Annotated in this window: 12 protein-coding genes; 10 read left to right on the top strand and 2 right to left on the bottom strand. The window is 66.5% G+C overall.

Annotated elements, in window-relative coordinates; translation table 11 throughout:
• The first annotated feature begins 211 nt into the window (after positions 1-211).
• The 4 genes from LDO54_RS33635 (at position 212) to LDO54_RS33620 (ending at position 4,168) form a co-directional block, all read left to right on the top strand.
• Positions 212-1,726 (top strand): DegQ family serine endoprotease, encoded by a 1,515-nt coding sequence (locus LDO54_RS33635; protein WP_224016424.1) that lies wholly within the window; start codon positions 212-214, stop codon positions 1,724-1,726.
• A gap of 320 nt (positions 1,727-2,046) precedes the next feature.
• Positions 2,047-2,589, top strand: coding sequence for a carboxypeptidase regulatory-like domain-containing protein (locus LDO54_RS33630; protein WP_224016422.1), 543 nt, complete (start codon positions 2,047-2,049; stop codon positions 2,587-2,589).
• A 400-nt stretch (positions 2,590-2,989) separates the two neighbouring features.
• Positions 2,990-3,355, top strand: coding sequence for a DUF427 domain-containing protein (locus LDO54_RS33625; protein ID WP_224016420.1), 366 nt, complete (start codon positions 2,990-2,992; stop codon positions 3,353-3,355).
• 93 nt (positions 3,356-3,448) lie between these two features.
• Positions 3,449-4,168: a CoxG family protein gene (locus LDO54_RS33620; RefSeq protein ID WP_224016418.1), complete on the top strand. Its 720-nt coding sequence runs from the start codon at positions 3,449-3,451 to the stop codon at positions 4,166-4,168.
• Between the two features lie 60 nt (positions 4,169-4,228).
• On the opposite strand, the gene LDO54_RS33615 is transcribed toward LDO54_RS33620, so the two are convergent.
• A complete protein-coding gene (locus tag LDO54_RS33615) occupies positions 4,229-5,260 on the bottom strand; it encodes a helix-turn-helix domain-containing protein (RefSeq protein ID WP_224016416.1) in 1,032 nt (343 codons plus the stop codon).
• Positions 5,261-5,493: 233 nt separating this feature from the next.
• On the opposite strand from LDO54_RS33615, the gene LDO54_RS33610 reads away from it, so the two are divergent.
• Positions 5,494-6,129 (top strand): cysteine hydrolase family protein, encoded by a 636-nt coding sequence (locus tag LDO54_RS33610; RefSeq protein ID WP_224016414.1) that lies wholly within the window; start codon positions 5,494-5,496, stop codon positions 6,127-6,129.
• A gap of 99 nt (positions 6,130-6,228) precedes the next feature.
• On the opposite strand, the gene LDO54_RS33605 is transcribed toward LDO54_RS33610, so the two are convergent.
• On the bottom strand, positions 6,229-6,894 hold the full coding sequence (locus tag LDO54_RS33605) for a TetR family transcriptional regulator (RefSeq protein ID WP_224016412.1): 666 nt from the start codon (positions 6,892-6,894) through the stop codon (positions 6,229-6,231).
• Positions 6,895-7,398: 504 nt separating this feature from the next.
• Here LDO54_RS33605 and LDO54_RS33600 point away from each other — a divergent pair.
• From LDO54_RS33600 to LDO54_RS33580, 5 genes are all read left to right on the top strand, one after another.
• Positions 7,399-8,655: an efflux RND transporter periplasmic adaptor subunit gene (locus LDO54_RS33600; RefSeq protein ID WP_224016410.1), complete on the top strand. Its 1,257-nt coding sequence runs from the start codon at positions 7,399-7,401 to the stop codon at positions 8,653-8,655.
• A gap of 15 nt (positions 8,656-8,670) precedes the next feature.
• Complete coding sequence (locus tag LDO54_RS33595) at positions 8,671-11,916, top strand: efflux RND transporter permease subunit (protein WP_224016408.1); 3,246 nt, start codon at positions 8,671-8,673, stop codon at positions 11,914-11,916.
• Between the two features lies 1 nt (position 11,917).
• Positions 11,918-13,480: an efflux transporter outer membrane subunit gene (locus LDO54_RS33590; RefSeq protein WP_224016406.1), complete on the top strand. Its 1,563-nt coding sequence runs from the start codon at positions 11,918-11,920 to the stop codon at positions 13,478-13,480.
• Positions 13,481-13,678: 198 nt separating this feature from the next.
• Entirely contained in the window at positions 13,679-14,107 is a 429-nt protein-coding gene (locus tag LDO54_RS33585; RefSeq protein WP_224016404.1) for a hypothetical protein, read from the top strand.
• A 29-nt stretch (positions 14,108-14,136) separates the two neighbouring features.
• Positions 14,137-14,352, top strand: coding sequence for a hypothetical protein (locus tag LDO54_RS33580; RefSeq protein WP_224016402.1), 216 nt, complete (start codon positions 14,137-14,139; stop codon positions 14,350-14,352).
• The last annotated feature ends 64 nt before the right edge of the window (positions 14,353-14,416 follow it).

The raw sequence follows: 14,416 nt of genomic DNA, 5'->3' as shown, positions 1-14,416 counted from the left end.
CGGGGCGCGCATGGCAGTTTCAAACAAGCTTTAATTCAGCTTTCGATTTAGCTTTCAGTTCAGCTTTCAATACGCGCCCTTATTCGCACCGCATGCCCGCAAAGCCCCTCCACACGGGGCTTTTCGCATTAGTTCCCAAATTAAGACTCCTTTAAGCGACGCCGCTTAACCTTCGTTACGTCGTGACAGCATCCCGCGCAAGGAGTCCACTATGAATACCAAAGTCTTTACCCGCAGTGCCGTGGCGATCGCCGTGGCCGTCGCGTTGTCGGCGGGCTACGTGGCCGGGCGCCGCGACGTGCCGCCGCCGCAGGTCATCACGCCCGCGCAGGCCGCGATGATGCCCGCCGAGGCTGCGGCCAAGACCGGCATTCCCGACTTCTCGGGCCTCGTCGAAACCTACGGCCCGGCCGTCGTCAACATCAGCGCGAAGCACGTCGTCAAGCAGATGGCGATGCGCGGCGGTGGTGGCGGCGGCGCGCAGCAGTTGCCGATCGATCCGAGCGATCCGTTCTACCAGTTCTTCAAGCACTTCTACGGCGGCATGCCCGGCATGGGCGGCGACGGCGGTGGTGGCGGCGGCGCGCAGCCCGACACGCCGAGCACGAGCCTCGGCTCGGGCTTCATCATCAGCCAGGACGGCTACATTCTCACCAACGCGCACGTCGTGGACGGCGCGAACGTGGTGACGGTCAAGCTCACCGACAAGCGCGAGTTCAAGGCGAAGGTCGTGGGCGCGGACAAGCAGTCCGACGTCGCCGTGCTCAAGATCGACGCCAAGGATCTGCCGACCGTGAAGATCGGCGATCCGCGCCAGAGCAAGGTCGGCCAGTGGGTGGTGGCGATCGGCTCGCCGTACGGCTTCGACAACACCGTGACCTCGGGCATCATCAGCGCGAAATCGCGCTCGCTGCCCGACGAGAACTACACGCCGTTCATCCAGACCGACGTGCCGGTGAACCCCGGCAATTCGGGCGGCCCGCTGTTTAATCTGCAGGGCGAAGTGATTGGCATCAACTCGATGATCTACTCGCAGACGGGCGGCTTCCAGGGCCTGTCGTTCGCGATCCCGATCACCGAAGCGATGAAGGTCAAGGACGACCTCGTCAAGACCGGCCACGTGAGCCGCGGACGCCTCGGCGTCGCGGTGCAGTCGATGAACCAGACGCTCGCCAATTCGTTCGGCATGGAAAAACCGCATGGCGCGCTCGTCAGCTCGGTGGACGCGAACGGCCCGGCCGCGAAGGCGGGTCTGAAGCCCGGCGACGTGATCGTGGCCGTGAACGGCGAGCAGATCGGCGATTCGTCGGATCTGCCCTCGCTGATCGCGGGCATGAAGCCGGGCACCAAGGCCGATATCCAGATCTGGCGCGACAAGACCACCAAGGATCTGAACGCGACCATCGGCACGCTTTCCGACACGAAGACTGCGTCGAACGACACGCCGCAGTCGCAGCTGCAAGGGCGCCTCGGCGTGGCCGTGCGTCCGCTCACGCCGGAGGAAAAGAGCAACAGTTCGCTCGATCACGGCCTGCTCGTCGAACAGGCGGGCGGCGCGGCGGAAAACGCGGGCATCCAGCCGGGCGACGTGATCCTCGCGGTGAACGGCCGTCCGGTGGGCAGCGCCGACCAGCTCAAGCAGATGATCGCGCAGGCGGGCAACAGCATCGCGCTCTTGATCCAGCGCGACGACGCGCAGATTTTCGTGCCGGTCGATCTCGGCTAGGCCACGCAACCGCCGTCACGTCACGATTCGCTCCAGCGGTCCGACGCGCTTTACGCTTCGTCTACCGGGATTGCCGGACCGCTTTTCCACTGCCGCCGGGGCTTGTGCCCGGCGGCAGTTTTCTTTTGTGCGCGCGGTTTTGGCGGCGCTTCGGCCGCATTTTGGCCACATTTCGGCCACGTTTTGGCCTCGCTTAGGCCACACATTCCGTCGCACCATCGGACGATCCCCTATACCTGTTTTAGTGCCGATCAGGCTGCGCACGGGCACGCGCCTTGCGCCATCCGTCTCACCGGAGAAACTTCCAAGGAGTCGTCACGATGAAGATGTTCCCTAACGCACGCCCCGTCCTTTCGGCCGCCGCGCTCGCGGCCACCCTGGCGCTCGGCTACGCGGGCAATGCGGCGGCGCAGCAGGCCATGCCGCAAGGCGGCAGCGCCGGCACGGCCGACATGAGCGGCACGCAGGGCAACGCCACGGTCGGCGGCTCGTCGACCGACGACACGAGCGCCGGCAACACCAACGGCGGCGGCATGCCGCAAGTGCAGCAACAGGGCAATGTGTCGTTCGTCTCGGGCGGCGTCGGCCAGGACGAGTCGAAGGCGCTGCAGGCGGCGCAACGTTCGTGGCCGCTGGCGCTGCGCTTCACGGGCCGCAACGCCGAGTTCCTCGCCGACGTGCGCGTGCAGATCACCGACGCCCACGGCGCAAACGTGCTCGACACCACCTCGCGCGGGCCGTACATGCTGGTGCGGGTGCGCCCGGGCCGCTATACGGTGCACGTGAGCCATAGCGGCGTCGACAAGACCAGCACCGTGACCGTCGGCTCGAACGGCAGCGCGCGCGCCGCGTTCGTCTGGTAACGGCCGCAGACGGTCCGGCGCGGTGAGCGAGACGGCCCGCGCGGCTGCCGCGCGGGCCGTTTTGCGCCCGGCGGGGCGGTTGCGGGCCGCTTGAGGCATGATCTTGACGCGTGAGCTTGACGCATAAGCTTGAGCCATGACAGCGGCATGACGGCGCCGCAATCCGGGGCGTCCCGACTGTTGCGCCGACGCCAGGCCAATGTGCGCCATCCGACATAGCCTGGCGGCGCCGTCGTGCGCGAAGTCGCGCATGCGCGCGAAGTTTGGCCGATAATGAAGCGAAAGGCCCGCCGCGCCGCGAGCCTCAGGGAGCCAGAAGGAATCCACAACGACCGGCACGCCGTGCCGGAAGAGGCCGCGCGCCGCACTGGCTGCGCCGCCCATCGATCAGGAGCTGACCATGACGGTCGAACCGGATGCCGGCCATCGCATCGAGATCGTCGTAAATCGTCACCGCGTGCGCGTGATTCACGGCGGCATCACGATCGCCGACACGCTCGCCGCGCTCACGCTCTCCGAGACCGGCGCCATCGACACCTGGTATTTCCCGCGCGCCGACGTGAACATGGCGCGCCTCGAACGCTCCACGCGCACGACGCCGTGCCCGCACAAGGGCGAGGCGGTCTACTACCATCTGCGCACCGAGGACGGCCGCATCGACGACGCCGCCTGGAGTTACGAGACGCCGCCCGACACCGTGCGCGAGATCGCGGGCTACCTGGCTTTCGACGCCGGGCGCGTCGACCGCATCGATCAGACGTCCTGATCCGCGCGCCCAGCGACACAGCAAGACACCGTACGACATCGCTTCTTACGATTACGACACACGACCTTCTCGAACCACTGCCGGGGAGCCGCCATGGAACTGAACGACGCGTTGAGGATTCCGCTCGAGCCGATTGCCGTCTGGCAAGCGCTTCAGGACGCCGCGCTCGTGCGCGCGAGTCTCGAGCATTGCGAGATGTTCCGGCGACTGGGCGCGGGCGAGTACGCGCTCACGCTGACCGTGCCACTCGGGCCGCTACGCGCGCGCTACGAGGTGCGCGCCCATATCGCCAGTGACGTCTCCACGGTGCCGCTGACGCCGCGTCGCGTGCTGAGTTTTCGCGCGCGCGCCGACGGCATCGGTTCGATGCGCGGCCAGATCGACGTGGCGCTGCGCGAGGAGGAGGTGGCCGCGGGCAAGCCGCCGAGCACGCGCATCGACTATTCGGTGTGGGCGACGCTGACCGGACCGCTTGGCGAATTGCCGCCGCGCCAGATCGAGCACGCGCTGCACGACCTCGCCGACGAGTTCTTCACCGAGTTTTGCGCCGTGGTCGCGGCCAAGCATGGCCGTGCGCCGAACCGCGCGCGCGGCAAGGAACCGCGCCGTCAGCACGTGTTCCTGAGGCCGATCAATCTCGCGGCGGTCGCACGGCGCGCGCTGCCGCACGCGGGCGGCACGCTCTCGGGCCGCGCCGCGAGCACGCTGCATCACGAACCCGCGCCGCACGCGATGCCGAGTTGGGCGTGGGCCGCGATGATCTTCTTCGTCGCGCTGCTGCTCTACGTGGCGCGCTTCTTCACGGGCGGCTGACCCTCCCGCGGGCGACGCGGTGCTTGTACGCCGCGTCGTTTCACACCGCTTACTTTCCGTTCACTTCCCCCGAAACTCGCGCCGCCACGCCGACGGCGAGGTGCTGAACGCCTGCACGAAATGCTGGCGCAGCGACGCCGCCGAGCCGAAGCCCGCGCCTTGCGCGATGGCGTCGATCGGCTGATCGGTGCTTTCGAGCAGCTGCTGCGCGCGCGCGAGCCGCTCGCCGAGCAGCCACGCGCCGACGGTCGCGCCCGTCGTCAGGCGGAACTGGCGCGTGAAGGTGCGGCGGCTCATCAGCGCGCGTTCGGCCAGCGTGTCGAGCGTGTGCGGCGCGTCCAGATTCGCGCGGATCCAGTCGAGCAGGCCCGACAGCCGGTCGCCGCGTCCGCGCGCCGCGACGGGCTGCTGCACGTACTGCGCCTGATTGCCCTGCCGATGCGGCGGCACCACGAGACGGCGCGCCACGTAATTGGCCGCGTCGGTGCCCGCGAGGCGGCGCAGCAGATGCAGGCAGCAGTCGAGTCCCGCCGCCGTGCCCGCCGACGTGAGGATGTCGCCATCGTCGACGTAGAGCACGTGCGGGTCGAAGCGCACGCGCGGGAATCGGCGCGCGAAGGCGTCGGCGGCGGCCCAGTGCGTGGTGGCCGGACGGCCGTCGAGCAGGCCCGCGTGCGCGAGCACGAAGGCGCCGAGGCACAGGCCGACCAGCACCGCGCCGCGCGCGCGGGCGTCGCGCAAGGCGTCGCAGAGCGCCTCGGGCGGCGCTTCCTCGGTGTCGCGCCAGCTCGGCACGATGACGACGTCGGCGTCGGCGAGCGCGTCGAGGCCGTGCGTCGCGCCGAGCGTGAAGCCCGCCGTGGTGGCGAGCGGACCGCTTTCCGCCGCGCACACGCGCAGCTCGAACGGCGGCACGCCGCCTTCGGCGCGGTCCTCGCTGAACACGATGCAGGGCACCGACAGGTGGAACGGAATGATGCGGTCGAAGGCGATCACGGCGATGCGGCGCGCGGGCGCGGCGGGCGTGGCGGGTGTCAGAGGACGCGCGGATGGCGCGGAAGGCTCGGGCAGGACGGCGGCGGCGGTGGACATTCGCGGACTCGCTTTTTCGGGGGCGTTTCGCAGTTAGCGGCGGGGCGGGGCCCGGGGTGGGGATTTTGGCCTGATTCTAGCGAAACTTGTCATTCGGGCCACTGTGCGCGTGCGCGCCGCCACGCAACAATGCACCATCGTCTGAACGCCGGCAGGCCGGACGATTTCAACCCGCGCCGTATCCAAAGCATTCCGAACCATCCCGAAACCTGCTCGAATCAGGAGGCCTCACCATGTCCGCACAACCGCGCCGCGCGCTCGTCGTCATCGACGTGCAGAACGAATATGTGAGCGGCGATCTGCCGATCGAATATCCCGACGTCCACACCTCGCTCGCGAATATCGGCCGCGCCATGGACGCCGCGCGCGCCGCGGGCGTGCCGGTCGTCGTCGTGCAGAACTTCGCGCCCGCGCAGTCGCCGCTGTTCGCGCGCGGCAGCGTGGGCGCCGATCTGCATGACGTGGTGGCCTCGCGCACGCGCGATCACTACGTCGAGAAGTCGCTGCCGAGCGCGTTCGCGGGCACCGATCTGGGCGCGTGGCTGGCCGCGCGCGGCATCGACACGCTCACGATCGTCGGCTACATGACGCACAACTGCGACGCCTCGACGGCCTTCGACGCCGCGCACGCGGGCCTCGCGGTCGAGTTTCTGGAGGATGCGACGGGTTCGGTGCCGTACGAGAATTCTGCGGGCGCGGCGAGCGCCGCGGAGATTCATCGCGTGTTCAGCGTGGTGATGCAGTCGCGCTTCGCGGCCGTCGCGAGCACCGATGCGTGGCTCGCGGCGCTGGCGGAAAGTGCGCCGCTGCCGCGCGACAATATCTATCTGTCGAATCAGCGGGCGCGCAAGGCGCGCGTGGCCGCGTGAGTTTCTGAGACGGGAAGAAGGGGGCGGCGCGGTTCGCTCTCGCCATGCAATCTCAGCGAAAACGTCCGCGTAGAAAATCGCGCAAAAAGCCGCGCGCCGTCACGCCTCGCCGGGCGCGCCGGCCACACCCGCCGCCGCCCGCAGCGCCGGGCTGAAGCGCAGCGCGTCGAACACCGCTTCGACGAGACGCTCGGCGTTGCTCGCCACGTCGAATGCGTCGGGCAGGATCGCCATGTCGCGCAGCGCGCCCGTGATGAACGAATGCAGCACGCGCGCGGCGCGCGCCGCGTCGAGATCGGCGGGCAACTGGCCTTTCGACATCGCGTTGCGCAAGCCTTCCTCGATGCGCATCAGTCCCTCGCGCATATTGCCCTGATGGCGCGCCATCACCGGGCCCATTTCCTCGACGAACTCGCACTTCAGAAACAGGATCTCGAACACGCGGCGGCGGCGTGCGTCGGTGGCCGTGTCGCACAGGCAAAGCGTGCACAGGTCCTTGATGCGGCCGAGCGGATCGGGCTCGCCGGGGTCGACCGAGGCGGCCTTGAGTTCGTCGAGCGGCAGGATCACGCGGTCGAACATCGCCGTGAACAGATCGCCCTTGTTCTCGAAGTGCCAGTAGATCGCGCCGCGCGTCACGCCAGCGGCTTGCGCTATGTCAGCGAGCGAGGTGCGCGAGACGCCTTTGTCAAAAAAGACGTGTTCGGCGGCGTCGAGAATGCGGTTGCGCGTCTCCAGCGCTTCCTCTTTCGTGCGTCGGGCCATGATCGGTGGGATTCGGGCGTAAGGAGTGAGGTAAGGGATTAATAAGGGCGCTTTACGCGAACAAAAGCCCCGAAAAGCGAAGGACTATTCGGCAAGAGATACAAAGGGGCGCGATCCGCAACGTATTGATTTGTAATATGGATGTCATGCGTAAATCGCTCTTGACGAACCGTTCATCGGGAATGATTCGTTCTTTTACATTCGTTCGCGAATGTATCTATAATAGCACCCCACCACCTGGGTACCTCAAGTGGTGATGTCCGGTAATATCCGTCACTGGCCCTTTGGTGGTCGTAGAAACCCCAGGCACGACGCCCGACGCGGCGGCGCGCCGAAGAATCGCCCGGACGGATGTAGCTGACCGGTATCGCGCCTTTTTCCTGAAGTACCCGGTTATCCGTCAGGTATTGCCAGATGCTGGCGTGCGCTGCCGTCCTCCTGCTTGCTCCCGCTCGCGAGGACGCCGCACGCTTTTAATTGTCAGTTATAGACAGAGGTCGCTCCATGCGCGTCGAACGGGTTCCATTCCGCCTAATCAGCTTCGCGACGGCTGCCATCGTGCTTGCAGCGTGCGGGCAAAAGCAGTCGGCGCCGCCGCCGCAAACCCCCGAAGTGGGTGTTGTCACCCTCCAGCCCACCGCTGTGCCGGTCGTGTCCGAACTGCCGGGCCGCACCAATGCCTTCCTCGTCGCGCAAGTGCGCGCACGGGTCGACGGCATCGTGCTGCGCCGCGAGTTCACCGAAGGCAGCGTCGTGAAGGCGGGTCAACGCCTGTACAAGATCGATCCGGCGCCGTACATCGCCACGCTCAATAACGCCAAGGCCACGCTCGCGAAGGCGCAGGCGAACCTCGTCACGCAGAACGCCCTCGTCACGCGCTACAAGGTGCTGGTGCAGGCCAACGCCGTGAGCAAGCAGGATTACGACAACGCCGTGTCCGCGCAGGGCCAGGCCGCCGCCGACGTCGCGGCAGGCAAGGCCGCGGTCGACACCGCGCAGATCAACCTCGGCTATACGGACGTGGTCTCGCCCATCACGGGCAAGGTCGGCATCTCGCAGGTCACGCCGGGTGCGTACGTGCAGGCGAGCGCCGCCACGCTGCTGTCGACCGTGCAGCAGATGGACCCGATGTATGTCGACCTCACGCAGTCGAGCCTCGACGGCCTGAAGCTGCGCCGCGAAATCCAGGAAGGCCGCCTGAAGACCAACGGCCCCGACGCCGCCAAGGTCTCGCTCGTCCTCGAAGACGGCCGCACCTACGCGCAGCAGGGCAAGCTCCAGTTCACCGACGTCACGGTCGACCAGACCACGGGCTCGGTCACGATCCGCGCGCTGTTCCCGAACCCGGACCGCGTGCTGCTGCCGGGCATGTTCGTGCGCGCGCGCATCGACGAAGGCACCAACGAGCGCGCCTTCCTCGTGCCGCAGATCGGCGTTCAGCACGACCAGAAGGGCCAGGCGACGGTGCTCGTCGTTAACAAGGACAACAAGGTCGAACTGCATCCGATCGTCACGTCGGGCTCGCAGGGCCAGGACTGGATCGTCGAAAGCGGCATCAACGCGGGCGACCGCGTGGTCGTGCAGGGCACGGAGAAGGTCAAGCCGGGCGCCGAGGTCAAGCCGGTCGACGCGCATCTGCCGCCGCCGCCGCCGCCGGGCGCGCCTTCGGCCGACCAGGCGACGGCATCGGGCTATGGAAGCGCAAGCGCCGCTTCGGGCGCGTCGGCTGCCTCCGCACCCGCTGCTTCCGCCGCGCAATAACAGGGAGCCTGCTTCATGGCAAAGTTCTTTATCGACCGCCCAATCTTTGCTTGGGTGGTCGCCATCATCCTGATGCTGGCGGGTGTGGCGTCGGTGTTCACGCTGCCGGTCGCGCAGTATCCGACCATCGCGCCGCCGTCCATCCAGATCAGCGCGACCTACCCGGGCGCGTCGGCCAAGACGGTGGAAGACACGGTCACCCAGGTGATCGAGCAGCAGATGAGCGGTCTCGACCACTTGCTGTATCTGTCGTCCACGTCCGATGACTCGGGCACGGCCACGATCACGCTGACGTTCGCGGCGGGCACCAACCCGGACATCGCGCAGGTGCAGGTGCAGAACAAGCTGCAGCTCGCCACGCCGATTCTGCCGCAGGTGGTGCAGCAGCTCGGCATCAAGGTCACGAAGTCGAGCAGCAGCTTCCTGCTGGTGATGGCGTTCGTCTCCGAAGACGGCAGCATGACCAAGTACGACCTCGCGAACTACGTGGCGTCGAACGTGCAGGACCCGATCAGCCGTATCGACGGCGTGGGTACGGTCACGCTGTTCGGCTCGCAGTACGCGATGCGCGTCTGGCTCGATCCGAACAAGCTCACCAACTACAGCCTCACGCCGAGCGACGTGACGGCCGCGATCACCGCGCAGAACGTGCAGATCGCGGGCGGCCAGCTGGGCGGCACGCCGTCGGTGGCGGGTCAGTCGTTCCAGGCGACCATCACCGAATCGACGCTGCTGCACACGCCTGAAGAGTTCGGCAACATCCTGCTGAAGGTGAACCAGGACGGCTCGCAGGTGCGTCTGAAGGACGTGGCGCGTATCGGTCTGGGCGGCGAAAACTACAACTTCGACACGAAGTACAACGGTGCGCCGACCGCCGGTCTGGGTATTCAGCTCGCGACGGGCGCCAACGCGCTGCAAACCGCGAAGCTGGTGCGCCAGAAGATCGACGACCTCTCGAAGTACTTCCCGCACGGTCTCGTCGTGAAGTACCCGTACGACACGACGCCGTTCGTGCGCCTGTCGATCGAGGAAGTGATCAAGACGCTGCTGGAAGGCATCGTGCTGGTGTTCCTCGTGATGTACCTGTTCCTGCAGAACCTGCGCGCGACGTTGATTCCGACGATCGCGGTGCCGGTGGTGCTGCTGGGTACGTTCGCGATCATGGCGGCGGTGGGCTTCTCGATCAACACGCTGTCGATGTTCGGCCTCGTGCTCGCAATCGGTCTGCTGGTGGACGATGCGATCGTGGTGGTGGAAAACGTCGAACGGGTGATGGTGGAAGAGGGCCTCGGGCCGAAGGAAGCCACCCGCAAGGCGATGGGCCAGATCACCGGCGCACTCGTGGGCGTGGCGCTCGTGCTGTCGGCCGTGTTCGTGCCGGTGGCGTTCTCGGGCGGTTCGGTGGGCGCGATCTATCGTCAGTTTTCGCTGACGATCGTGGCCGCGATGGTGCTGTCCGTGCTGGTGGCGTTGATTCTGACGCCCGCACTGTGCGCGACCATCCTCAAGCCGATCCCGAAGGGCCATCACGAAGAGAAGAAGGGCTTCTTCGGCTGGTTCAACCGCACGTTCGAGAAGAGCCGCGACAAGTATCACAGCGGCGTCTATCACGTCATCAAGCGCTCGGGCCGCTGGCTCATCATCTATCTCGCGGTGATCGTCGCGGTTGGCCTGCTGTTCGTGCGCCTGCCGAAGTCGTTCCTGCCCGATGAAGACCAGGGCACGATGTTCGTGATCGTGCAGACGCCGTCGGGCTCGACCCAGGAAACCACGGCACGCACGCTGGCCAACATCCAGAACTATCTGCTCAACGACGAGAAGTCGATCGTCGAGTCGACGTTCACGGTGAACGGCTTCAGCTTCGCGGGCCGCGGCCAGAACTCGGGTCTCGTGTTCGTGCGCATGAAGGATTACAAGGAACGTCAGCACGCGGACCAGAAGGTCCAGGCGCTGGTGGGCCGCGTGTTCGCGCACTACGCGGGCTACAAGGACGCGATGGTGATTCCGGTGAATCCGCCGTCGATTCCTGAACTCGGCACGGCCTCGGGCTTCGACTTCGAACTCCAGGATCGCGGCGGCGTGGGCCACGAAAAGCTGATCGAAGCGCGCAACATGCTGCTCGGCATGGCCGCGAAGGATCCGTCGCTGGCGCTCGTGCGTCCGAACGGCCTGAACGACACGCCGCAGTACAAGATCAACATCGACCGCGAGAAGGCTGAAGCGCTCGGTGTGACGGCGGCATCGGTCGACCAGACGTTCTCGATCGGCTGGGCTTCGTCGTACGTGAACAACTTCCTCGACATCGATGGCCGGATCAAGAAGGTCTACGTGATGGCCGACGCGCCGTTCCGTATGACGCCGAACGATCTGAACACCTGGTACGTGCGTAACAGCGCGGGCGGGATGGTGCCGTTCAACTCGTTCGCGAGCGGTGAGTGGACCTACGGTTCGCCGAAGCTCGAACGCTACAACGGCATCTCGGCGGTGGAAATCCAGGGTCAGGCGAGCACGGGCAAGTCGACGGGCCAGGCCATGACGGCCATGGAACAGATCGCGGCGAAGCTGCCCGCGGGCATCGGCTACGAGTGGACCGGTCTGTCGTTCCAGGAACGCCAGTCGGGTTCGCAGGCGCCGATCCTGTACGGCATCTCGATCCTCGTCGTGTTCCTGTGTCTCGCGGCACTGTACGAAAGCTGGTCGATTCCGTTCGCGGTCATCATGGTGGTGCCGCTCGGCGTGCTCGGCGCGCTGCTGGCGGTCACGCTGCGCGGTCTGGAAAACGACGTGTTCTTCCAGGTGGGTCTGTTGACCACCGTGGGTCTGTCGGCGAAGAACGCGATTCTGATCGTGGAATTCGCCCGCGACCTCCAGGCCGACGGGAAGATGGGACCGATCGAGGCGGCGCTCGAAGCCTCCCGACTGCGTCTGCGTCCGATTCTGATGACGTCGATGGCGTTCATTCTCGGCGTGCTGCCGCTCGCGATCAGTAACGGCGCGGGTTCGGCATCGCAGCACGCGATCGGCACGGGCGTGATCGGCGGCATGGTCACGGCCACGTTCCTCGCGATCTTCATGATCCCGATGTTCTTCGTCGTGATCCGCGCGAAGTTCGCAGGCGAGAAGGAAGACGCCGACGTCGCGCTCCAGCACTACGAGGAGCACCACGCGCACGACCACGACGACGACAACGGCGGCAACGCCGGCGGCACGGGTGGCAACGGCGGTGGCGACAACGGCGGCCCGGGTAAGGAAGGACATTGAGATGCATAAACTATCCGTAATTGCAGGGGCCGCTGCGCTACTGGCAGGTTGCACGATGGCGCCGTGGTACCACCGGCCGGACGCGCCGGTGTCGCAGACCTTCCCGCAGGGCGGCGTCTACGCGACGCAGCCCGGCACCGAAGCCGGCCAGGTCGGCGAAGGCGGCGAGGGCACGAGCGCCAAGAGCAGCCACAGCGCCAATGGCGCGACGGCGGCCGACATCGGCTGGCGTGACTTCTTCGTCGATCCGCGTCTGCAGCAGCTCGTCGAGATCGCGCTGAAGAACAACCGCGACCTGCGCGTTTCGGTGCTCAACGTGGACGCGGCGCGCGCGCAGTATCAGATCACGCGCGCCGAGCTGTTCCCGGCGGTCAACGCCGTGGGCACGGACACGCGCACGCGCCTGCCGCAGCAACTGGCGACGAGCTATCCGACCAATCCGTACAGCGTCTACAACGTGGGCCTGCAGGCGTCCTGGGAAATCGACTTCTGGGGCCGCATTCGCAGCCTGAAGGACCAGGCGCTCGCGCAGTATCTGTCGACGGCGTATGCGCGCAAGGCGGCGGAAATCACGCTGGTGTCGGAAGTCGCGGACCAGTACCTGACGATGCTCTCCGACGACGACCTGCTGAAGGTCACGCAGGAGACGCTGAAGACGGCGCAGGACTCGTACAACATCACGAAGGCGCAGTTCGACACCGGCACCGGCACCGAACTCGATCTGCGTCAGGCGCAGACCGTGGTCGAGTCGGCGCAGGCCAACCTGCAGGCGCAACTGCGCGCCCGTGCGCAGGCCGAGAACGCGCTCGTGCTGCTGCTCGGCGAGCCGCTGCCGGCGGACATGCCGCAAGGCCTGCCGCTCGACAGCCAGGATCTGCTCGCCGACATCCCGGAGGGGCTGCCTTCGGACATGCTCACGCGCCGTCCCGACATCATGGAAGCGGAGCAGACGCTGCTCGCCGCGAACGCCAACATCGGCGCGGCGCGCGCGGCCTTCTTCCCGAAGATCTCGCTGACGGCGGCGTTCGGCACCGAAAGCCTGTCGCTCGGCGGTCTGTTCAAGGCGGGCACGGCGGCATGGAGTTTCGTGCCGCAGGTCACGCTGCCGATCTTCGAGGGCGGTTCGAACATCGCGAACCTGCAACTCGCGAACGTGCAGAAGCGTATCGAGATCGCGAACTACGAGAAGTCGATCCAGTCGGCGTTCCGCGAAGTGGCGGACGGGCTGGCCGCGCGCGGCACCTACGATCAGCAGATCGCGGCGCTCGAACGCAACGCCTTCGCGAACCAGCGTACGCTGACGCTCTCGGAGCTGCGCTACCGGAACGGCGTGGACAGCTATCTGCCGGTCCTGACCGCGCAGACGAGCCTGTACACCTCGCAGCAGACGCTGATCAACGCGCGCCTCGCACGCTTGACCAACCTGGTCGATCTGTATCGCGCGCTCGGCGGCGGCTGGATCCAGCACGCGGGCGAAACGCCGCGCGAGCCGGATGCACCGGCCGATTACGGCTCGGCGAGCGCACCGGCGGCGGCTTCGGCGCCGGCTGCGTCGGCGGGTTGAGCGACGGTTCAGCGACGCTTTAACGACGCTTCAGCGAGTCGTGAAGTGAAAAACGCCACGGGTGACCGTGGCGTTTTTTTTACGATGCAATGACAATGCCGGTTGCCGGGGTATCGGCGAGGATGCGCAATCGATGCGCAAGCAAGCGCAGGAGAGGGCAGGCGGGGACCGCGCCTGCCCTGAATACACGATAAAAAGATGACTACACCACTAAGATCCTGGTTGATCACGGGGATGCTCGGCGTGCTGTGCGCCGCGATTTCAGCGGGGCTGAATCTGGGCCCGTTCAAGATCCATGACGGCGTTTTGCAGCCCGTTACGCTGGTCGCCGTCCATGCCGCGGCCGCGTTCGTCGGCGCCTGCCTCATGGCGCGCTTTGTCCTGGGTAGCCGCGCCGCCATGCAGGGTCCGGTCGGGCGCTCGGTGACGACTTCGGTGTTTATCGCCAGGGTCGGCGAGTTCCGGCAAACCGTGGGCGGGAAAAGCGCGTTCTTTTCGGGTTGGCGCAGCCTGCAGTTGCTCGGCTTCTTCCTCTGCCTGATGACGCAGTTCGTCTTCGTGGCCGCGCCGCCTGCGGATGGCGGCGCCGTGCCGTCCGTCGTCAAGACACGCTCCGTCGCGATCTAGCCAGCACGCGCTTCGCAACGAGTCAGCCCATGTCCACGCCATCCGGTTTTCGCCGCATCGTGCCCGTCGTGCTCATCCTGGGCGCGATCCTCTGCTTTCTTTTCGGGATCGTCTGCCTGCGGCGGGCGTTCGAAACGTTCGATGTCAACGTCGACTTCTGGGTCTGGTTCGGGCGCGCGGTCGTGGCCTTCCTGCTCGGTCTCGCCGGCGTGCATGTCGGCACGCAAAAGATCGGCCTGAAATAAAAAAACGCCACGGTCTCCCGTGGCGCCAAACCAGCAAAAGACCCCGGCCGATGCTTGCGCACAA

The sequence above is a fragment of the Paraburkholderia tropica genome, assembly GCF_914484835.1.
Lineage (GTDB): Bacteria > Pseudomonadota > Gammaproteobacteria > Burkholderiales > Burkholderiaceae > Paraburkholderia > Paraburkholderia tropica_A.
Note: the sequence above shows the minus strand (reverse complement) of the source record. Positions and strands in the feature narration are given on the sequence as shown.